Origin of the sequence: Pseudomonas lini (genome assembly GCF_030812475.1) — a bacterium.
Classification (GTDB): domain Bacteria; phylum Pseudomonadota; class Gammaproteobacteria; order Pseudomonadales; family Pseudomonadaceae; genus Aquipseudomonas; species Aquipseudomonas lini_A.
Genome location: NZ_JAUSSR010000019.1, coordinates 85,704 through 106,950, shown reverse-complemented (window position 1 = coordinate 106,950; position 21,247 = coordinate 85,704). Strand labels below are relative to the sequence as shown.

Below are 21,247 nucleotides of genomic sequence, written 5' to 3'. Positions count from 1 at the left end.
GCGGTACAGCGGTCTATCTCGCACACGGTAGTCCCGGCCGATCCGGAACGAGGGCTTATGGCATGGCACACTCACTTCAATACCAGATAACCGAATCCGTTCGCGTCATTGAAATCGAGGTAGGGAAGCTGCTCGATTTGGCAGCCATGTTGAAAGACGCCGGAAATGATCCGTTGGCAACTGCTGTCACGAGCCAGGCGAACAAGCTGCTTGAAGCTGCGGTAGCACTGAGAATCGCGATGGCCGGCTGAAGTGATGGACCAAACCGACAGCTTACGCAGTGAAGGCGGTGAGGGTCGTGCGGACTACAGATTGCATCGCCGCACAATCCGGCAACCTGTCATGAACTTGCCACACCTGCCATGCACAATGCACTCAGCCAAACGGATTTGGCCACGTGTATGGAAAGCCCGCCTTGTGCGGGCTTTCTTGTTCCTGACTTGCCCCTGTTCATTAAACGGAAAGCGTGGGGTGTTGATGTCACAAACTTCATTTGAAGCCGCTCACAAGCGGTTTTTTCGCCTGCTACGCTTTCCTCACGCAAAGGAGGAATCAGCCATGCCCACCCACGACCTCGTACCTTCGCTGATATTCACGCTCAGCGAAAACCAGCTCGCCATTGCGGAGTCCGTCGAAGCGCTCTCCATCTGGATCGAGCAGCTGCACGGCCCCACCGAGCATGCCGTCAGGATTCGAAACTCCCTGACCAAACTCGATGAGAACCTGGAATTCATCACGCGCGGGGTCGCCGAACTGCTGAATGATCGGTGACAGCCTGGTCCTCGATTGCTGAGTACGTGGACATATCAAGCAAGATCGTCCAAGCGACGCCTGAAGGCGAAAGGCACGGACTGACACGGTGCCCGCCCCCCGCGCCCCTCAATCGAATCAATCCTCAGCGCCGATGAGATTTTTGAATCGACCACAAAAAAGGGCCCACCTTTCGGTGAGCCCTTCTAGACCGCCCAGCAGAGCGGATTTTGTTTGGTAGGCGCGATTGGACTCGAACCAACGACCCCCACCATGTCAAGGTGGTGCTCTAACCAACTGAGCTACGTGCCTGCTGTGTGGCGGCATTCTACGGAATTCCGGAGGGGTGTCAACACCTTTTTTCGAGCTAACCCTATGAATATGCAAAATATTTAATTTTGCTGCTGCAAAGAAGCGTTTGCGGTGGCTGGCGGTCGATTTTTAACTCGGGTAGGATCGATGCACTCGTAAAATATATTAAACAGAGGCTGCAGGATGGCGCACACACCCTACCCCGAGTCTTACTATGCCGCTTCGGCCAATGCAGTTCCGCCGCGCCCGGCCCTGCAGGATGATGTGGAGACTGATGTCTGTGTGATCGGTGCCGGTTATACCGGTCTGTCCTCTGCCCTGTTTCTGCTGGAGAACGGTTTTCGGGTAACGGTCCTGGAAGCGGCCAAAGTAGGTTTTGGCGCGTCGGGGCGTAATGGCGGGCAGATCGTCAACAGTTATAGCCGTGACATCGATGTGATCGAGCGCAGTGTCGGGCCCAAGCAGGCTCAGTTACTGGGGCAGATGGCGTTCGAGGGCGGGCGGATCATTCGCGAGCGGGTTGCCAAATATAATATCCAGTGCGACCTGAAGGATGGCGGTGTGTTCGCGGCGATCACCGCCAAGCAGATGGACCACCTGGAATCCCAGAAGAGGCTGTGGGAGCGTTTCGGTCACACCCAGCTGGAGCTGATGGATCAACGCCGGATCCGTGAAGTGGTGGCCTGCGATCAATACATCGGCGGCATGCTCGACATGAGCGGCGGGCACATTCATCCGCTGAACCTGGCGCTGGGCGAAGCAGCGGCCGTCGAGTCGTTGGGCGGCACCCTTTATGAGCAGTCGCCGGCGGTGCGCATCGAGCGCGGGGCGAACCCGGTGGTGCATACGCCACAGGGCAAGGTCAGGGCGAAATTCATCATCGTTGCCGGCAATGCCTATCTGGGTAATCTGGTGCCGGAGCTGGCCGCCAAGTCGATGCCTTGCGGAACCCAGGTGATCACCACCGAGCCGTTGGGCGAGGAGTTGGCGAGAGCGCTGCTGCCTCAGGATTATTGCGTTGAAGACTGCAATTACCTGCTCGACTATTACCGCCTCAGTGGCGACAAGCGTCTGATTTTCGGTGGTGGCGTGGTGTATGGCGCGCGGGATCCGGCGAACATCGAAGCGATCATCCGGCCTAAAATGCTCAAGGCTTTCCCGCAGCTCAAGGACGTGAAGATCGATTACGCCTGGACCGGCAATTTCCTGCTGACGTTGTCGCGCCTGCCTCAGGTCGGGCGCCTGGGGGACAACATCTACTATTCCCAGGGCTGTAGCGGCCATGGCGTGACCTATACGCACCTGGCGGGCAAGGTCCTGGCCGAGGCGTTGCGTGGCCAGGCGGAGCGCTTCGACGCTTTTGCCGACCTGCCGCATTATCCGTTTCCCGGTGGGCAGATGCTGCGGACGCCGTTTGCGGCGTTGGGTGCGTGGTATTACGGGTTGCGCGACAAGTTCGGGTTCTGAGCGCCCGAGGTAAAAACGCTGCTCGATGCGACCCCGCCGAATTGTGACACGCCCCCCCTGTAGGAGCCGGCTTGCCGGCGAAGGCGTCTGCATGGGCGCTGCAAGGCTTGAGGCCGCTTTCGCTGCGGTGCGGCGATCCGACAAGCCAGCTCCTACAAGGGCAACGGCGATTTGCCGACTTATGCTGGACGGGCATGGAGGCGCTGCAGGAATTCAGCTCGGCGCTTCTGGTCCGTTTCCTCTTTGAGTAATAGCTCGGGCAGAAGCTCGGCGGCCCGGCCGGGATCGAGGATGAAGACACCGTCATCGTCACCGATGGCCAGGTCGCCCGGCTGTACTCGAGCGCCACCTACAGTGATCGTGTGATTGACTTCACCCTGTGCGCCAATGCCTCGGGTGGTGTAGGCACTGACGTCGCGGCAAAACACCGGCAAGCCATGGCGACGCAAGGCGCTGACGTCGGTGACGGCACCCGACACCACCACCCCGGCCAGGCCTTTGATCAATCCCGCCAAGGTGCGCAGCTCGCCCCAGCAACCACATTCCTCGTCGCCCACGCATTCGATCACCAGCACGTCGCCCGGCTCGCTCAACAACAGGGCCTCACGCAAGATGCTGCCATCGGGCGGGAAGACTTTGACGGTGACGACCTGGCCGACCATGCGGATGTCGTTGAACAACGGCTTGATCCCGCGCAGGAAGCCGCGGTCGGAAAAATGACCAATGGTGGACGACGGGATCGACCGGTAGGCGGCGAGTAGTTCCTGGCTGACGACTGGCTGGCGAGGACTGATTTGATAGCTCATCGGCATTCCCCGGGCTTGGCAATGGACGGGTCTGGCAGCTCCCGGCTGACGAGCTGCTGGCACGGGGTATCTGAACTCATCGGCATTTCTTCCCCGGACGCAGCAATGGGCAAGTCGAGCAATATTCAGCCGGCTCGGTGGCCAGGTAGTAGAAGCAGCAGGTGCGGCGAAAGCGAATGCTGCGCTGCCCTTCGTCCACCAGTGTCGGCGGTCGGCGGAAATGGCTCAGTGGGTTGTAGTCGAGGCCGAACAGTGAAGGCTCTGCCTCGGTCAGCAACCATGTGAAGTCCGCTTCATAGCGTTCACGCACCGACGGCTCGTCGATTTTCGCCATGCGTTTTTCATACAACGAATACACGCGCACGGCGCTGTTCTCCCAGAGGATGCGTCGGGAGACACCCGTGACCCGGTTGAAGGTTTGCCACAGTGGTTTCAACAGCCCGGCAAACAGCGCCTGCACCAGGGCTTCGCGCCAGGCCTCCCGCTCACCGGGTCCATAGGTCGAGGGCAAAGCGTGAGCCAGCGGCAGCGACGACGTCCACAACCCGTCATCGTGGCCGTACTCGATCACCGTGTTATCCAGTGACAGCAGCAACCCCTTGTCATACACCGACATCGCATACAAACAGGCACCCGTCGCCAGAAACGACAGGCGCTTGCCCAGCAACGAGGCAGTGATCGCCCGGGATGGCGAGCCGATCACCGGGCCCAAGGTATCCAGCAGTTGCTCGCACACCTCCTCCTGCAACAAGTCCCGGGCCATCAGCGAGCGTAACGGATCACGCTCGCCGAAGTCCTTAAGACGCAAGCCGCCGCCAAGCACGTTCCACTCTTGCGCACTGAAGTAGCCAGCCAGACTCATTGCGGCAGTTCCCGACCGAACGGGATGCACATCGGCGTACCAAAGAACGGGTCGGGAATGATTCGACAATTGAGGTCGAACACGGTCTTGACCAAGTCCTGGGTCAAGACGTCCTCGGGCCGGCCCTGGGCAAACGCCGTACGCTCATGCACCGCGACCATATGATCGGCATAACGACAGGCCAGGTTGAGATCGTGCAGCACCATGATGATGGTTTTGTTCTCGAGCCGGTTGAGGTCGCGCAGCAGGTCCAGGACTTCGATCTGGTGCGCCAGGTCGAGAAAGGTGGTCGGCTCGTCCAGCAACACGATGCCGGTGTCCTGGGCCAGGGTCATGGCGATCCACGCCCGCTGGCGCTGCCCGCCGGACAAGGCATCCACCGGTCGATCGGCCAGCGCCTGCAGGCTGGTCTGCTCCAGCGCGCGATTGACCATGGCTTCATCCTCCACCGACCACTGCTGCATCCAGCTCTGATACGGGTATCGACCCAGGGCCACGAGCTGGCGCACGGTAATGCCCTCCGGCGCCGTCGGGGTCTGGGGCAGGATGGCCAGTTCACGCGCCACCGCCGCCGTGGATTTTTGCTGGATATCCACGCCGTTGAGAATCACCGAGCCCTGCTGCGGTTTCAGCAGCCGGGCGAAGGATTTGAGCAGGGTGCTTTTGCCGCAGCCGTTACTGCCGATCAGCACCGAGATCTTGCCCTTGGGCAGTTGCATGTCCAGCGCGTCAATAATCACCTGGCGCTGATAGCTCAGGGTCAGGCCGCGACTTGCAATCGACGTCATGCGTTAAGTTCCTTAATGACGTTGTTTAATCAACAGATAGAGAAAAAAGGGCGTGCCCAGGACCGCGACAAAAATCCCCGCCGGCAGGTCCAGGGGCAGGAACAGCGTGCGCCCGGCCAGGTCCGCCAGCATCACCAGGTTGGCCCCGACCAGCGCCGCCATCACCGCCTGACCGGCGAAACCGGGGGCCACCAGGCGCTTGGCGATGTGCGGCGCAATCAGCCCGACAAAGGCGATCGCGCCACCCCAGGCAACGGCCGCACCGGCCAATGCCACACTCACCAGCAACAGACCCGCCCGCAGCCACTGCACGCGCACGCCGATGCCCTGGGCCAGGTTGTCGTCCAGCTGTTGCACCCTCACCTGCCGGGCCAGCAGCACCAGCAACGGGCAAATGCCCAACAGCCAGCCCGCCAGCGCCAGGGGTTCGGGCCAACTGGCGCCGTACACGCTGCCGGTCAACCAGACATAGGCCGACAGGGTGGTGGTCAGCGGACTGAACACCAGAATGAAGGTGGTCGCCGCCGTCAGCATCGCCGAGACGCCGACGCCGATCAGCACCAGCCGCAGCGGCGAGGCGCCCTGCTTCCAGGCCAGCAGATAAATGGTCAGAGTCGCCAGCGCCGCCCCGAGCATCGCGGCCAAGGGCAGAAATTGTTGCCCCAAGGTCACCGACAGGAATGACAGGTACAGCACCGCGGCGGCGCTGGCACCGCTGGTGATGCCCAGCAGGTCGGGCGACGCCAGCGGGTTGCGGATGATGCTTTGCAGGATCAGCCCGGACACCGATAACGCCGCCCCCACCAATGCTGCCAACACGATACGCGGAAAGCGCAGTTGCTCGACGATCAGGGTCAGGCTGGGGTCCTGGCTGGAGAACAGGATGCGCAGCACCTCGAAGGGCGACAGGATCACCTTGCCCAGCGCCAGCGAGCCAAGCATCACCAGCGAAGTGACCAGCAGCGCCGCCGCCAGGCGCCACCAGGTGCCGAGGTTGATCTGCCGGGAATAGCCACCCCAGCGCCAGGTCATGACTTTATCCATAACGACCTCCACGCCGCGCCAGCATGATGAAGAACGGCGCGCCGAACAGCGCCGTCATGACCCCTACCGGCACCTCCTGCGGCAGGATCAACACCCGCGACAGGGTATCCGCCAACAACAGCAGAATCGCCCCCAGCAGCGCACAACCGGGCAACAGCCAGCGATGGTCGATGGACAGGCCCTTGCGCACCATGTGCGGGACCAGCAGGCCGATGAAACCGATGCTGCCGGCCAGTGCCACGGCGCTGCCCGCCAGGCAGATCACCAGCACGCTCATCAGCAGTCGGATCAGGCCGGTGCGCTGGCCCAGCCCGGTGGCAATCTCTTCCCCGGCGTTCAGTACGTTGACCTGACCGCCCAGCAACAGCGCCCCCGACAAGCCGAGCACCGCGCACAGCAACAAGGGCGCCGCGGTCGACAGGCTGCGTTCGGTCAAGGAACCGGCCATCCAGAACAGCACCGTGTCCAGGCCATCCTGGTTGACCACCAGCAACGCCTGGCTGAAGGCGGAGAACAGCGCGGCCATCGCCGCCCCCGCCAGCACGATGCGTAGCGGACTGAGACTGCCCTGCCCCATGTTGCCGATCAGCCACACCAGGCAGCCCGCCACGGCAGCGCCAAGAAAGGCACACCACAGCCAGGCATCCGGCGACGCGAGGGAGAAGATCGAGGAAAACAGGATGATAAAAAAGGTCGCACCGGCATTGATCCCGAACAAGCCAGGGGACGCCAGCGGATTACGCGTCAGGGCCTGCATCAGCGCGCCCGCCACCGCCAGGCTGGCCCCGACGGAAATCGCCATCAGGGTCCGCGACAGGCGCGTGGTGGTCACCAGCACATGATCGATACTCAGCGGGTCGGGATGGACAAACGCCGCTGCAATCTGCGGCAGCGGAATCCAGGTCGCACCGACCGCCAGGCTCAACACGCAGCACAGCAACAACATGACACCGGCGCCGCACAGCTTTGCACCAGGACTCATGAGGCCACCTGCGCGGCAGCCACGCGAGCCACGTCGTCGAGCATCAGGTTCGCCCCCAGCATGCCGCCCGACAGACTCCAGGCGATGCCATCGACCTGCCACACCTGCCCTTGCTGCGGGGCACGCATCTGCTGCCACAGCGGGTGTCGCACCAGGCTCTCGTAGTTGCGTTGCACCGCCGCGTTCTGCGCCCGCAGAAACACAAAAAAGATGTCGGCATTCACCACCCCAAGGCTCTCTTTGCTGGTGAGCTTGATCGACACCCCGCTCGCCTCCCGGCTGCCGTCACTCCAGTTGAAGCCCAGTTCGCTGAGCACCGAACCGGGGAAGCTGGCAGGCAGATAGCTGCGGATGTGGTCTTCGCGGATATCCAGGATCGACACCGTCGGCGGCCAGCGCCCGGCAAAGGTCTGCTGCAATTGCTGACGCAGTTGCGCCACACGCTGCTGCCAGCGGTCGAGCATGTCGTCGGCCTGTTGTTGCCGCTGCAATGCAGCGCCCATCAGGGCCAGGGTCTTCTTGAATTCAAACACTTCCTCCAGCATCAGCACCGGGGCGATCTGTCTCAGCAAGGGTGCGATGCGTTCATGGCGAAAGCGCGAGGCCACGATCAGGTCCGGCTTGAGCAGCGCGATGTCCTCGAGGCTCGGTTGGGTTTCCAGCCCGACATGGGGCACATCGCCCAATGCTTCGCGCAGATAGCGATAGGTCGGTTTCTCGCTCCAGGAATCCACCACGCCACAGGGCGTCACGCCCAGGACCACGGCGCAGTCGGTGGCCCCCTGAAACAGGGTGATCACCCGCAACGGCGTGGCGCCGGTCTCGGCCCATGCCGGCGCGCAACACCTGAGGGCGAGCGCCCCCAGGGACAGGCGCAGCAGCGTGCGCCTGGAAGGATGATGTCGCAGTTCAGGCATCGTGATCGAGCCTGTGGAACGGGTTGACCACCTGGCCTTTGCCAAACGGCATGCTGCCAGGGCCGCCCGCCCGCTCGATCATCGGGGTCAGCAGCAACTTCTGTGGCCAGTGTGGCGCTTCGAACAACTGGTGCTTGATCATGGTTCGCGTCTCGGCATCAAACTCGATGGTGTCGATCAGCTCGTTGAGCACCTCGCCCATTGCTTTCCACAACCGGGTCGCAGGCAATGCGTAGACCTCAGCCAGCGTATCGATGATGGCGCGGAGGTTGACCTGAATACCCAGGGTCTGCAACCAGAACAGCAAGTCTTCGGGGCGATCGTGGTACAGGGTGTTGGCGTGGCCCTTCTTCAGCCGGTAGGCCGGGTCGGCCAGGTCGTTGCGTTCCAGCCACGGCACGTAGATGCGCAACGAATCGTGATCGCGCAACAGCAGACCCTGGGCGTAGCCGGCCTTCCACACCAGCACCGCGTTCTGGCCGTGGATTTCCCCGAGCATGCCGAGGCGCAGCATCCGCAGGTTGATGTCGAAGAAGCTGTGGCACAGTTCGCGGAACAGGGTCATCACCGATGCGGCACTGGCTGGCATTTGGCGGTAAGCCATCCAGTCATCGAAAAAGTGCCGGTTGCTGCCGGGCAGTGGCGTTCCGAGCGCCGCCATGGGCACCAGCCGGGTGTCCGGATCTGCCAGCAGCGCCGGTGGATAACCACGGACCATGGCCGAGAGGTGACGCGGCGCCTCGTCGAACAGCGTCGCGTCCGGCGGCATGAACGCCCACCACTTGGTTTCATCGCACAGGTGCAGCGACTCCTGCAGGACCTCATCCTTGCCCAGCGCCTGACGCAGCAACGCTTCGCTCAGGCCGCCATTGATCATCTTCACCGCAGGCAGGTAACGCGAAGCGCCCAGAGAATAGATCGCCATCGGCAGCTTGAGGTAGTCGGCGCTGTTGAAGCACGGCGTCATCGAGCGCAAGGATGAGGTGGCGAAAAAATCGCCGTCCTTGAAGTCCAGTCGCTGACAGTCGCCGCGGGCAAAAGCATCGCCCAGCTGCGCCTGCAGAACATGCTCGAACTGCCACGGATGCACCGGCAGCGCGACATGGCTCTGGGCAATGCCCCGCTGTTGCAACTCCTGTTGCAAGTCGGCCTGCAACAGCGGCGGCAACAGGTACTGCGCGGGATAGCTCTGCGCCAGGTCCGTCACTCCGTCGCCGCATTGCAGCAAGGTGCGATCGACCGCCACCCAGTGCAAGGCCACCGGTTGAGCGAACTCGGCCTGATACTGCTGGTATTCATAGTCGTTCAAACCCTGCTTGGCCTTGGCCAGCGGGTGATAAGGACGATCACGCAGCGACGCCCACTGCTCCATGGTCAGGAAGAAGTCGGCGTTGCCTTTTTCCAGCAAGCGTTCGCTGTCGACCCCATGGCTCAGGGACAACCCGGTTTGCCGCACGCTGGTGCGCAGCACATCGAGAAACAGGGCAAAGCCCTTTTCATTGTCCGGGTAGCGCTCGGTCATCCCGGCCAGCACCCGGGTCGTGAAGGCTTCGGGAGACAGCTCGGTCAGTTGCTCATCCTGTCGCGCCCATACCGGCGTGCCCGGTACTTTTTCCCATTGCTGGGTGATGCCGGGACGCAGGGCAATGACGATGCAGCCCTGGGGACCGCAGGGCCATTCCCAGATCCGTTGCCCGGCGCTTAATCCGGTAAATGGTTGCTCTACCGATGACGAAGGCGCTACCAGGTTCAGCGGTTCGGTGCCGAAAAAATGTTCGGCCAGCAGACAGTCGACCAGGTCCTGCATCACTTTGTCGGCGGCCATTGCGGTGAAATTCATCCGATTATTTTCCTTCTGCTGAAGTGGCGGCCAATCTGGCCTGGAGGGCACGAAAAGCGATGCCACGCTCATCACCCAAAACAAAACTGTTTACCCCGCGGGCCAGCCAGCGTTCGTGGTCGCCCGGCTGCCGGGGAATCGCGCAATACGGCACGCCGGCGGCACTGGCGGCCTGCCAGCTGGCGAGCAGCGCCTGCTGCACCTCGGGCCGGTCGATCTGCCAGGGCGTGCCCAGCGATTGCGACAAGTCCGCAGCGCCTTCGAGGATCATGTCCAGGCCAGGCACCGCGGCAATCTCGGCCGCCCGGCGCACGCCTGCGGCGCTTTCGATCATCGCCACCACCATGATTTGCTGGTTGGCCAGCCCGATGTATTCGGCCAGGCTGTGCTTGCCGAACGCCCCGGGGCGCCCGGCATTCAGGCTGCGAGTGCCCTGGGGGTGGTACTTGCAGGCCCGGATGCTGTCGGCCAGGGATTCGGCGCTTTCGATCATCGGCAGCACGATGCCCTGGGCGCCGCCATCGAGCAGGCGCAGCAAGGTTTTCGGGTTGAGGTCCGCCACCCGCACCAGGGGTGTCAGCGCGTAACTTTCGGCAGTGCGGATCATGTTCTCCACGGTTTCGGGATTGATCAGCACGTGCTCCATGTCGATGATCACGAAATCGAAACCGGCCTCGGCAATCAATTCGATGGCGGCCGGGGCCGGAATCGAACTGATCAGGCCATAGACCGGCTCTCCGGTCGCAAGCTTCTGCTTGAGCAGATTGGTCCTCAGCATGATTGCGGCCGGAAGGCGTGCAGCGGATTGGGCACCGATTTGAACCGACGCTCGCCGTCGCCCAGCAGGCGGCGCTTGGTCAGTTCCTCGACTTCATAGAATGACGCGAACACATCAAACGCCGCATAACGCGCACGGTGTTGCGGATGGTCGGCCTGGTAGCCACTGATCACTTCAGCGGTCATCTGCCAGAACAGGCTTTCTTCCAGCTGGTAGTGCTGGTGCAGGAAGATCGCCATCTCGGCCAGGGCAATGAAAAAGAACGAGTCACAGGAAAAGTCCCGCACCGCATCCAGGTCGTCGGTGAGGATGAACGAGTTGCGGTTGAGCCTGGCGTGGCTGGCGGGCAGCGGCACCAGGGTCGGGCACAGCTCGGGGCGGCCCAGGTGCTGCGGTGAATAGCGCACGCCGTCGTGGAAATCTTTCAGGGCAATGCGTTGCGGCCAACCCTGCTTGACGATCAGGACGATGTTCTGTCCATGGGATTCCATGCCGATGCCTTCGGCGTAGAGCATGTGGATGATCGGCAACACCGCCACCTGCAACAGTTGGCGCGTCCAGGCCTGCAGCCCGTGTTGCGCGATCCAGGCATCGATGAACGGTTTCTGCTGACCCGAGGCGTAGCGATTATCCACCGAACTCAAGCCATTGAACGGCACGGCCTGCTCGTCGTCTTGCAGGTACTGGTGAATGCTCTCCCGCCACAGGGTGCCCAAGGTGCCGTAGGCCTGGGACATCCGCGTGGCGGGCAGGTGATCGTAGTCAAAACTGACGCCGACCACCTCACCGAGAATCACAAAGCCAAGATCACGGGCAGTGCTGTCGCTGTCGATCAACTGTTGCAGCCAGTCGGTGATGATCGGGCCGTTCATCACCGTGTGCCGCGCCAGGATACGGGTGCTGGAGGTGTTGGTCATGCTCAGGGCGAGCTTGACGTACGGCCGCTGTTTTTGCGTGACGTTGGCCAGGGTGCGGATCGACTGCTGTGCCTGATAGCGATCATCCGTGGTGCCCAGATGGATCACTTCACCGCTGACCAGTTCCGGATAGAACACCGGCACGATGACGTTTTCCCACTGCCACGGGTGCACCGGCATCAGCCAGTAATCGTCCATGGACTTGCCTTGATCACGCAGATTCGCCGCGAGCTGCTGCCAGCGCTGCAGGCCGAATTCCTGCTGGATGAATGCGGGGTAATCCAGGTGCCGCGAGATGTTCATCGCCCCGCAGGTCTTGGCCACCGCCAGCCAGACAATGGCGATCGGCGCGGCAAATTCCGGCCCGAAACGGGCGTTGTCCTTGAGCGAGAAACCGATGCGCGACTTGTAGCAAGGGTGATAGCTGTGGGCGTCCATGAAGTGCTGTTCCAGCGCATCGACATCCAGCTGATGGCTGGGTTGGGCCGCTTGATAACCCTGGCTGCGCGATTGCAGGTCCTTGAGCAGGGTCTGTTCCAGCTCATGGGTGAAGCGTGGCAGGTGCGGGCTGTCCTGAAGTTCGCCCAGCAGTTCCGCCAAGGCCTGATGCAGATGCGGCCGGTGGTGCTCGCCCGCGGCATCCACACGTTCGAGGCTGGCATAGTCGAGGCGGATCAGCGCGAAGCTGGCGCTGAGCAATCCGTTGCAGCGGTATTCCACCGGCTGTTGCCGGGCATCGAGGCCGCTGACGACGAAACGCTGCTGGCCGTCCTTCAGGGGCGACTGGCGAAATGGCAGGACGTTTTCATACAGCAGCGTTTGCAGCAGTTGACCGACCACGCGCTGTTCCACTTGTCGATAGTGGCGGGGATCGGCCGTCGCCAGCCAGACGCCTGGCACTGCGTCCGTCGCCTGGTGTGTTGCCTGTGCAGAAGTCGTCATAGTCACGAACCTTGTAGGTAAAAAGAATTAACGCTGTTCGAGGGCCGAAGGCAGTGCCTCGGCCGGCTCGTCGGGTACGGGAAGCGGGAACCGCCAGGCACAGGGCAGTGCCAGCAGGATGAGGATGCCGGTGGCCATGAACACTTCGCTGATCGCCCCGGGACTGGCCATCGAAACCACTCCGCCCCCGGCCTCGCCCGCCAGGCGGAATTCCAGCCACAGCGAAGCGACCACGATGGCCAGCGACGACACGAGGCGCCGGGAAATGTTGTTCATCGCCGCGCCCTGGGTGACCATCGGTTCCGGCAGCGCATCGAGCCCGGCGGTGGTGATGGGGAGATAGGACAGGCCCAGCCCGGCGCCGCGGACCATCATCAAGAAAAACACCACGGCGATTGAGGCACTGGCGTCGAGCAGGCCCAGGCCCAACGTGGCGCCACCGGTCAACAGCAACCCCCAGAACACCACGCCGCGGGGGCCGTGACGGTCCAGCCATTTGCCGCCGAGATGACCGAACAGGCTGGCGAACAGGGCCGTGCACAGCAGCGAGAGGCCGGTCCAGATCGCGCTGTAGCCCATCACCATTTGCACCAGCAGGGGCAGCAGCACCAGGCACTCGAACATGCCCACCGACTGCACCACGGCGATGATCACGCTCAGGCGATAACCGCGCAGGGCAAAGATGCGCAGATTGAGCAGCGGCGCGGCGCGGTTCAGTTCCAGGCGCACGAAGGCCACGAGGCACAGGATCGCGACCAGTAACAGACCGAGGTTGAAAGGATCGGCCAGGGCCTCGGCGTGACGCAGGCGGCCCACGGCGACCATCAGCAGGCCGATGCCCGTCGCGATCAGCAGGTAGCCCGCCAGGTCGAAGGGCTTGCGTTCCGACGCGGCGGAAGCCGGCAGCACGCCGACACCAAGGATCAAGGCCAGCAGGCCGATGGGCACATTCATCAGGAACAGCGACCGCCAGCTGAACCACTCCAGCATCAGGCTGCCGCACAACGGCCCCAAGGCCGGCGCCAGCATCACCGCCGCGCCCCACAGACCGGTGACCCGGCCCCGCTCGCCCTTGGCGTACACAGAGAAAATGATCGCCAGGGACAGTGGAATCATCAGCCCGCTGGCGACGCCTTGCACCACCCGTGCGGTGATCACCAGCGCGATGGAGTTGGCCAGCGCCCCCAACAGCGAACCGCAGACAAATAACGCCACACCCCACAAATACAGGGATTTGCGGCCCACGCGCTGGCTGAGAAAACTGGTGAGGGGCATGGTCATGCCCATGCTCACCATGAACGCGGCGACGATCCAGGTGGCCAACAACGGACCGATGTCGAAGGCCTCCATGAACGCCGGCAACGCCGGATTCAGCGAGCTGTTGTTCAGGCTGACCGTCAGCGTACCCAACAGCACATTGACCACCACCAGCCAGCGCGGCACGGCAAAGGTCAATCCCACGATGCGACTCCGGCCTCTTGCACGAACACCTGCGACGGTCGCGGATGGCAGAGGAAATCGGCATGGGAAATGTTGTAGCCATAAGCGCCCGCCAGCGGCAGCACCAGCATGTCGCCGATCTCCACCCCGGTCAGCGGGCAGTCACGGCTGAGCACATCCTTGGGCGTACAGAGCTGCCCGACGACGGTCCATTCCTGCTGTGTCGCCGCCGATGTCAGGCGCTGCCGGGGCAGGTGAATGACCGGGTGATCGTGCCCCTGGGCCACCGGCAGACGGAACTGATGGGTGCCGCCGCGACAGACCAGGAAGTGTTTGCCGTGACTGGTTTTGCTGTCCAGCACTTCGATGGCGTAATAGCCGCAGAAGGCGCTGATGAAACGACCGGGTTCGAAGCGCACGACGGGCGCATCGGCACAGGCCGCCAGGCTTCGTCCCAGGTGCGCGCACAGGCGCTGCCAGTCGAATTGCTGCGGGCCGAGGTAATTGACCCCCAGGCCTCCGCCCACATTGAGATGGGTGATGGTCGCCGGTTGCGCCGACAAGGCCTTCCATTGCGGCCAGCGCTGCAGGTACAGGTCGAGCAATTGCTCATGGCGCTCCACCTGCGACTGGTGGGACATCGCGTGCACGTGGAAACCCTTGAGCCGCAGATGGCTGGCGTTATCGACCCAGCTCACCGCCCGGGCCAGTTCCGACTCATCGATCCCGAATGGCGTGGCGGTGCCGGCCATTGCCAGCTTGCTCGACAGCGGCGACGGCAGCTCGGGATTGATCCGCAACAACACGTCCTGCACCCGCCCCGCTTCCAGTGCCAACCGTTGCAGACGGACGATTTCATTGAGGCTTTCGATGTGAATCGCTTCGACCTGATGCAGAAGCGCAGCACGCAGATCGGAATCCAGTTTACCGGGGCCGGAGAAGATGAACGGCTTGCGCGTCGGGCAGGCCTGGAGGCGATCGATCTCGCCGCCGGAGGAAATCTCGAACCCGTGCACCAGCGGCGCCACGGTGGCAAGGATCTGTGGTTCGCTGTTGGCCTTGATCGCGTAGTAAAGCTCCACGCCCGCAGGCAGTGCCGCCATCACCTGCGCCACGTGCTGGCGCAGCGCATCGAGGTCATAGAGGAACAGGGCCAGGGGATCTTCCTGCCGGGCGCGGGCTTGATCGATGGCGGCCACGACCGTTGCGGGCAGCTTATCCATGCTGGACCTCCTTGCCCCACGGGGACACCAGGTTGACGTAACTGGCCTGGCGATCGGCCTTGGCGGCCAGGCGCACTTTCAGATTGGTCTTGCAGGCGATCGGCTGGCCGGCGATCAACGCGTCCAGCTCCGGCGCGGCACGGGTCAATTCGGCGCGGATGCTGATCAATTGCTGCTCGACGCTTTGCCACATCAGCGGCGCCAGGTGCGGCCGCTCCCAGCTCAAGGCCAGCACCGCTTCGGACAGGTTGTTGACGAACAGGCAGTAAACGATGCGGTTCCAGCCTTGCTGACGGGTATAGAGCAGCGACTCACGCACCCGGGGATGAACCTCGGCGTCGATCCGCGAGGCGCCCAGCTCACCGGTCAGCTTGACCCCTTCGAAGTCCCGCAGCAGCAGGCGTTGCGGACAACCGTTGTCATGCACCAGCACGCTGTTCTGCAGATGCGGCTCCATCACGATGCCGTGGTTGAAGAACAGCGCCAGCACCGGCCGCAGCAACAGCGCCTGATAGTCGTCGAACCAGCTCAACAGCTGTTGGTCGAGAATGTCGTCGCCGTTGAACCGGCTCAGGAACTCATGCACCAGTGGCCGCAGATGCAGGCCCCGGGCAAACAGGGTCCCGGCCATGATGCTGCAGTCGGTGCCGGTGTCGAGGCAGAAGTTCTCCCGCAGGATCGCCCCGGTCTGTTCGCGGAACCAGTGGCTGTCGGCTTCGCTGGCCTGGAGCGGCGCCCAGCTCAGCAGGCCCGGTTCGGCCACCACCGACAGCCCACCGAGCGTCTCGGGTTGGGTCAGTTGCAGGTTGCGGAAGATCCGGTCGATCATCAGCGCGCTTTCCAGTTCATACCAGGCGTTTTTCCTCACGCAATTGGTGATGCGCACGTTCAGTGAGCCCTTGATGAAAAACCCGTGGCCCTCGATGTACCAGGTGCGGATGGACGCGGTGGGATTGGCCATCAGGCCCGTGGCTCCAAGATCGACGATCGCCGCGGATTTCAGCAGGCGCTGCACCCGGGCGTCCTGCATGAACAACTGCGCCTGGACCGGGTGCATGCAGATCACCGCGTGACCTGGCCGCGCCTGGGCCTGATCGGCAAAACCGGCCAGCACCTGGGCCTTGCTCAGGCCGTTGGCGCCGACGCTGAGCCCTTCCAGCGGCACCTCGAACAGGTGCAAGGGTGTGCGGGCCTGGAATTCCGGCGCATAGGTTTCCTGGGACAGATGCGCGGGCCACAGGCGCGCCTTGGGTGCCGGGTGATTCGGATGGCCGAACCACAAGCCCTGCTCGCTGGCCAGATAGCCGCTGAGCGGGTCGGCGTCCATCGGCGAGTTGTGGCCGACGATGGCCGCGGTCAGCAATTGGCTTTGCAGCACCTGGTCCAGCAATTCGTCGTTGCTGGCGCGGGTCATGTGTTCGCACGCCGCGAGCATCTGCTCGACGAATTCGGCAAACCTCAGGCTCGACCAATCGCCGTCACCGCGCCGGGCATAGACGTCCGACAGGTAGCGATGGCTGCCCAGACCGTCACGACGGTCCACCATGACGAAAAACTGCTGCCGGTTGGGCAGCGTGATGGTCAGGGGAATGCCCTTCCATTCCAGGCCCTCGAGATAACTGCCCGGGGCGATGCCTTGCATCTGCATCGGCCAGCTGTAACTGAGGCAGTTTTCCGGCAAGGCAAACTCTTTGATCAAGCAATTAAGCAACGCGCAGGTCGTCGCCAATTCACTGACCATGTTTGATAAAACTTTGCGATCTGGATGATTCATGGGTGCTCCACAGTAGCCCTGCGAGGTCACTGGATACGTTATAGGGCGAAAAAAACAAGTGAATGTTCGACAGATTAAACAGCCGACAAAACCCCACGTAACGAGATCACTTCACTGAACCTTTCATATAATCAGGCGACGATCAAAGTGACTGGCGCCACTGTCATTAATCTTCAATATGACTGGGGACTGATGCAACTTCGATTAGTTCATTCAAGTGCGTAACTTCACCACCGCTGCAGCCACGGCGTTATCGAAACGCCGAATGACTTGCCGGCATTGTTCGTCGTCGATAATCAACGGCGGCAACAAGCGGATGACATTGCCCTTGCGCCCCCCGCGTTCCAGTAACAGGCCTTGTTTGAAGCACTGTTGCTGGATCGCCGCGGCCAGCGCCGGGTCCATCGGGAAATGCCCAAGGCGATCGGCCGGCTGGCGCTCGTCGACGATCTCGATGCCCAGCATCAGGCCGCGCCCGCGCACCTGGCCCAAGGCCGGGTAATGCGCCTGCAACTCGATCAACCGGTCCTTGATCCACCGACCTTGGCGCTCGGCCTGGACGGCGAGGTTTTGCTGTTGCAGCACTTGTAACGTCGCCAGCCCGGCGGCCATGGCCATCTGGTTGCCCCGGAAGGTGCCGGCATGGTTGCCGGGCTCCCAGGCGTCGAATTCCCGGCGGATGCCTAGCACGGCCATGGGCAAACCGCCACCGACCGCCTTGGACATGACGATCAGGTCCGGCTCGATGTCGGCGTGCTCGAAGGCAAACATCTTGCCGGTGCGGCCGAAGCCGGTCTGCACTTCGTCGAGGATCAGCAGGATCCCGTGCTTGCGCGTCACCTCGCGGATCGCCCGCAGCCAGCTGGCCGGAGCACAGTTGACCCCGCCCTCGCCCTGCACCGCTTCCAGGATCACCGCCGCCGGCAGTGATACGCCGCTTTCCACGTCCTCGATGAACTGGGTGAAATAGTGGGTCAGGGCCTCGACCCCGGTCTCACCGCCAATGCCCAGCGGGCAACGATATTCGTGGGGGTACGGCATGAACTGCACCCCGGGCATCAGGCTGGCGATGGCATTTTTCGGCGCGGTGTTGCCGGTCAGGGCCAGGGCGCCGTGGGTCATGCCATGGTAGGCCCCGCAGAAGCTGATGATGTTGTTGCGACCGGTAAAGGTCTTGGCCAGTTTCAGCGCGGCCTCCACCGCATCCGCCCCGGACGGCCCGCAAAATTGCAGGCAATAATCACGACCCTGGTTCGGCAGCAGGCTGAGCAGGGTTTCGCTGAAAGCGTCCTTGACCGCGGTGGTCAGGTCCAGCGTGTGCATCGGCAGGCCTGAAGCGAGGAAGCTGTCGAGGCTGGCCATGACGGCCGGGTGATTGTGGCCCAGGGCCAGGGTGCCGGCACCGGCCAGGCAATCGAGATAAGTATGGCCCTCGACATCGGTGACCCAGAGCCCGTGTGCCTTGGCGATCGCCAACGGCAACTTGCGTGGGTAACTGCGCACATTGGATTCGAACTTGCTTTGTCGAGCCAGATAGTCGGCATTGGTTTTTTGCAGTGGATTAGAGTGCAATACGCCATCATTCAACATCGGTTCACCCTCGTTAAATTCGATATGCAACTTATTCTCATTAACAAGTTGTTGCAACTAATTCTTAGTAATTATTTGGATATTGATCTATAGCGACGGGAACTACTTTTAAAAACTATCAGGCACGCCAAAGACCAAGTTAATGAACCTGGTATTAACTCTGGAAAGTGCCATGGTCTAGCCATGATCTTGTCATGCAATAACAGCTTCGATAGAGGTCGCCAACAGACAGCAACTTATTCGCAAGTGTCTTGATCGTTGTTTAACTGACGGTGTGCATATGATCTTCCTCTATACGAATCCGTCCAACAAAGCGCCCCGCTCCCTGGGGCGCATGACGGGGCAAATCAGAAGTCGACAGTGGCCGAAAGCAGGTAGGTGCGCGGGGTCGACAGCGTCAAGCCAGGCTCGCTGTCATCCGAGGCGCCGGCCGAACTCCAGTAGCGCTTGTCCGCCACGTTCTCGATGTTGGCCCGCAGGGTGATGTTCTTCTGCTCGACCTTGAACGCGTAGCGTGCGCCCACGTCGAAACGCTCCCAGGCATCGATCTCCTTGTTGTTGGACTGGTCCAGGTACTGCGAGCTGGAATAGATGCCACGGCTGGTCAGGGTCAGGCCCTGGACGGTCGGTACGTCCCACTCGGCGCCCAGGTTGACGTTGTATTTGGGCGTGGCCGGCGCCCGGTTGCCGTCGAAGGTGCCATCGGTGGTCTCCTTCAACTCGCTGTCGATGTACATGACACCGCCGAGCAGGCGGAAACCGTCAAGCGGTTCGCCGAAAACGCTCAGCTCCACACCCGTATTCTCACGCTTGCCGTTGGGGCCGAAGACCCGCGTGGTGGCGTTGGTCTCGTAGGCCGGCTGCTTGATCCGGAACACCGCGGCGGTCACGGCGAAGGCACCGGCGTCATACTTGGCACCGACCTCGACCTGGCGGCTGATGAATGGCGGGAAGATCTCGTCCTCGTTCACCGAAGTGGACGGCGCGATCTTGCCCTGGCTCAGGCCTTCCATGTAGTTGGCATACAGTGACAGCTTGTCGGTCGCCTTGAACAGGACGCCGCCCGACGGCGAGACCTTTTCCTCATCGTAGGCGGTGTCGCCTTTGACATCATCCGCCCAGTCGTCAACCTGCACCCGCTGCCAGCGAGCACCGAGGGTCAGCAGCAGCCGGTCATCGAAGAAGCCGAGGGTGTCGGACAACGCCACGCCGCTGAAGCGGTTCTCGGTGTAGACCTTCGAGTCCAGCCGGGTCGGGGTGTTCGGGGTCGGCGTTTCCACCGGGTTGTAGATGTTGCTTGGGGCCGCGCCATAACGGGCACCGCCGTTTTCAAAGTCCATGTAGAAGTAGCTGGCGGCCAGGTTGACTTCGTGGCTCACCGGCCCGGTATGGAACCAGTTGCGCACCCCTGCCGTGGCCGTGCGCACATTTTCGTCGCGGGTGAAATCACGGGGCTGCACGCTGAAATCGCCGGCGTCGTTGGTAACCGCAACGGCATGGCGCAGGAAGTCATGATTACTTTTGCGCGCACCCGCACCGCCGTACAGCATCACGGAATCGTTGACGTCGTATTCGGCGTTCACGGTGCCGAAGGTGTCGTTGGTGCTCGCCTGGCTCCAGGGCTGCGCATAGTTGCGACGCACATCGCTGGCACGGGGGACCTGCGCGTTGGGACCGACCTGCACCCGCTCCTGCGGGGCATCGGTGTCACGCTCGGTGCGGCCGATGTCCGTCGACAGTCGCAGGCGTTCGCCGCGAAAATCCAGGCCGAGCACGGCCATCTCGCGGTCGACATTCTGGTGATCCCATTCGGTATCGCCGGACTGCTTCACGCCGTTGAAACGCAGACCGAACTTGTTGTCTTCGCCAAAGCGGCGGCCGACATCCACGGCACCACCGACCTGGCTGTCGGATGCGTACATGCCGGTAAACGAGGTGATGGGCTTGTCGGTCGCGCGCTTGGGCACCACGTTGATCCCGCCCCCCACGCTGCCCCGCGGCGAGATGCCGTTGATCAGCTGGCTCGGGCCCTTGATGACATCGACGCGGTCCGCCATCTCCATGTCGATGGTATAGGTCGGCAGGATGCCGTAGAGGCCGTTGTAGGCGACGTCACTGTTGAACAGGCTCAACCCGCGAATGGTGAACTGCTCATAGCGCCCGCCCGCCGGGTTGGTGGCGCGAACCGAAGGATCGCTGGCGATCAGTTCGCCCAGGGTTCGAGCCTGCTGGTTCTTGACCGCCTCACTGGTGTAGGTGGTCACGCTGAAAGGCGTTTCCATGAAGTCCCTGGAGCCGAGCAAGCCTTGGGAACTGCGGCGCGCGACCTGCCCGCCCGGATAGACATCGCCGCCCTCGCCGCCCGTGGCCCCGAGAATCGAGGTGGGGGCCAGTTGCAGGCTGCCGCCTTCTGGCGCCGGGGTCAGGATGTAAGCCTGTTCGCCCACCGACTGCAGTTGCAGCCCGGAACCCTGCAGCAACCGGGCAAAGCCCTCCTCCAGCGCGTAGTCCCCCGACAATCCTGGGCTGTTGCGACCGTTGACCAGGGCCGGGTCCACCGACAGGTTGACCCCGGCCAATCCGGCGAAGCGGGTCAATGCGGCGCCGAGGCTGCCGGCGGGCACCTGGTAACTGCGACGCGGGCTGTCTTCGGCATGGCTGACCGCGACGAATAACGGACAGGCACCCAGACTCAACAGCAGACTCAGGTGCAACAACGGGCGCAGCCTGGAAGGAGCCAGACGCGTACTGCAGGGCATCACTGCGGGCATTGAGAATCTCTCTGATTTCGTTTCACTTGCCTTGAATGACAAAC

Annotated in this window: 17 protein-coding genes and 1 tRNA gene; 3 read left to right on the top strand and 15 right to left on the bottom strand. The window is 62.4% G+C overall.

Going from position 1 to position 21,247, the window contains the following annotated elements; translation table 11 throughout:
• Nucleotides 1-62 precede the first annotated feature (62 nt).
• Nucleotides 63-251 carry a hypothetical protein gene (locus J2W17_RS28485; RefSeq protein WP_307342787.1) on the top strand — a complete coding sequence of 63 codons (189 nt, stop codon included), beginning with the start codon at nucleotides 63-65 and terminating at the stop codon, nucleotides 249-251.
• Between the two features lie 307 nt (nucleotides 252-558).
• On the top strand, nucleotides 559-771 hold the full coding sequence (locus J2W17_RS28480) for a hypothetical protein (protein WP_307342783.1): 213 nt from the start codon (nucleotides 559-561) through the stop codon (nucleotides 769-771).
• A 214-nt stretch (nucleotides 772-985) separates the two neighbouring features.
• Here the strand turns inward: J2W17_RS28480 and J2W17_RS28475 are convergent.
• Nucleotides 986-1,062: transfer RNA gene (locus J2W17_RS28475), tRNA-Val, on the bottom strand.
• A gap of 183 nt (nucleotides 1,063-1,245) precedes the next feature.
• Between J2W17_RS28475 and J2W17_RS28470 the strand changes: the two genes are divergently transcribed.
• Nucleotides 1,246-2,529, top strand: coding sequence for an NAD(P)/FAD-dependent oxidoreductase (locus J2W17_RS28470; RefSeq protein WP_307342781.1), 1,284 nt, complete (start codon nucleotides 1,246-1,248; stop codon nucleotides 2,527-2,529).
• Between the two features lie 179 nt (nucleotides 2,530-2,708).
• Here J2W17_RS28470 and J2W17_RS28465 read toward each other — a convergent pair whose 3' ends face one another.
• The 14 genes from J2W17_RS28465 to J2W17_RS28400 all read right to left on the bottom strand — a co-directional run bounded on the left by J2W17_RS28465 (nucleotide 2,709) and on the right by J2W17_RS28400 (nucleotide 21,203).
• Nucleotides 2,709-3,341, bottom strand: a complete 633-nt coding sequence (locus J2W17_RS28465) for an RraA family protein (protein ID WP_307342778.1) — start codon at nucleotides 3,339-3,341, stop codon at nucleotides 2,709-2,711.
• Nucleotides 3,342-3,411: 70 nt separating this feature from the next.
• Nucleotides 3,412-4,197: an IucA/IucC family C-terminal-domain containing protein gene (locus tag J2W17_RS28460; protein ID WP_307342775.1), complete on the bottom strand. Its 786-nt coding sequence runs from the start codon at nucleotides 4,195-4,197 to the stop codon at nucleotides 3,412-3,414.
• Entirely contained in the window at nucleotides 4,194-4,985 is a 792-nt protein-coding gene (locus J2W17_RS28455; RefSeq protein WP_307342773.1) for an ABC transporter ATP-binding protein, read from the bottom strand. Before J2W17_RS28455 ends, J2W17_RS28460 begins: the two co-directional genes overlap by 4 nt.
• 12 nt (nucleotides 4,986-4,997) lie before the next feature.
• Nucleotides 4,998-6,029 (bottom strand): FecCD family ABC transporter permease, encoded by a 1,032-nt coding sequence (locus tag J2W17_RS28450; RefSeq protein ID WP_307342771.1) that lies wholly within the window; start codon nucleotides 6,027-6,029, stop codon nucleotides 4,998-5,000.
• Nucleotides 6,022-7,011, bottom strand: coding sequence for a FecCD family ABC transporter permease (locus J2W17_RS28445; protein WP_307342768.1), 990 nt, complete (start codon nucleotides 7,009-7,011; stop codon nucleotides 6,022-6,024). The genes J2W17_RS28450 and J2W17_RS28445 overlap by 8 nt, the downstream gene beginning before the upstream one ends.
• Nucleotides 7,008-7,928 (bottom strand): ABC transporter substrate-binding protein, encoded by a 921-nt coding sequence (locus tag J2W17_RS28440; RefSeq protein WP_307342765.1) that lies wholly within the window; start codon nucleotides 7,926-7,928, stop codon nucleotides 7,008-7,010. Before J2W17_RS28440 ends, J2W17_RS28445 begins: the two co-directional genes overlap by 4 nt.
• The gene (locus J2W17_RS28435) at nucleotides 7,921-9,768 is read right to left on the bottom strand and encodes an IucA/IucC family protein (RefSeq protein ID WP_307342762.1); all 1,848 of its coding nucleotides are present in this window, start codon (nucleotides 9,766-9,768) and stop codon (nucleotides 7,921-7,923) included. Before J2W17_RS28435 ends, J2W17_RS28440 begins: the two co-directional genes overlap by 8 nt.
• A 4-nt stretch (nucleotides 9,769-9,772) precedes the next feature.
• Nucleotides 9,773-10,546 carry an HpcH/HpaI aldolase family protein gene (locus J2W17_RS28430; RefSeq protein WP_307342759.1) on the bottom strand — a complete coding sequence of 258 codons (774 nt, stop codon included), beginning with the start codon at nucleotides 10,544-10,546 and terminating at the stop codon, nucleotides 9,773-9,775.
• Nucleotides 10,540-12,405: an IucA/IucC family protein gene (locus tag J2W17_RS28425; protein WP_307342756.1), complete on the bottom strand. Its 1,866-nt coding sequence runs from the start codon at nucleotides 12,403-12,405 to the stop codon at nucleotides 10,540-10,542. Before J2W17_RS28425 ends, J2W17_RS28430 begins: the two co-directional genes overlap by 7 nt.
• Nucleotides 12,406-12,432: 27 nt before the next feature.
• Nucleotides 12,433-13,860, bottom strand: coding sequence for a DHA2 family efflux MFS transporter permease subunit (locus J2W17_RS28420; protein ID WP_307342823.1), 1,428 nt, complete (start codon nucleotides 13,858-13,860; stop codon nucleotides 12,433-12,435).
• On the bottom strand, nucleotides 13,857-15,068 hold the full coding sequence (locus J2W17_RS28415; RefSeq protein WP_307342753.1) for a type III PLP-dependent enzyme: 1,212 nt from the start codon (nucleotides 15,066-15,068) through the stop codon (nucleotides 13,857-13,859). The genes J2W17_RS28420 and J2W17_RS28415 overlap by 4 nt, the downstream gene beginning before the upstream one ends.
• Nucleotides 15,061-16,842, bottom strand: coding sequence for an IucA/IucC family protein (locus tag J2W17_RS28410; RefSeq protein WP_307342751.1), 1,782 nt, complete (start codon nucleotides 16,840-16,842; stop codon nucleotides 15,061-15,063). The genes J2W17_RS28415 and J2W17_RS28410 overlap by 8 nt, the downstream gene beginning before the upstream one ends.
• Nucleotides 16,843-17,055: 213 nt before the next feature.
• Nucleotides 17,056-18,432: a diaminobutyrate--2-oxoglutarate transaminase gene (locus J2W17_RS28405; RefSeq protein ID WP_307342820.1), complete on the bottom strand. Its 1,377-nt coding sequence runs from the start codon at nucleotides 18,430-18,432 to the stop codon at nucleotides 17,056-17,058.
• Between the two features lie 347 nt (nucleotides 18,433-18,779).
• Complete coding sequence (locus tag J2W17_RS28400; protein WP_307342748.1) at nucleotides 18,780-21,203, bottom strand: TonB-dependent receptor; 2,424 nt, start codon at nucleotides 21,201-21,203, stop codon at nucleotides 18,780-18,782.
• Nucleotides 21,204-21,247 lie beyond the last annotated feature (44 nt).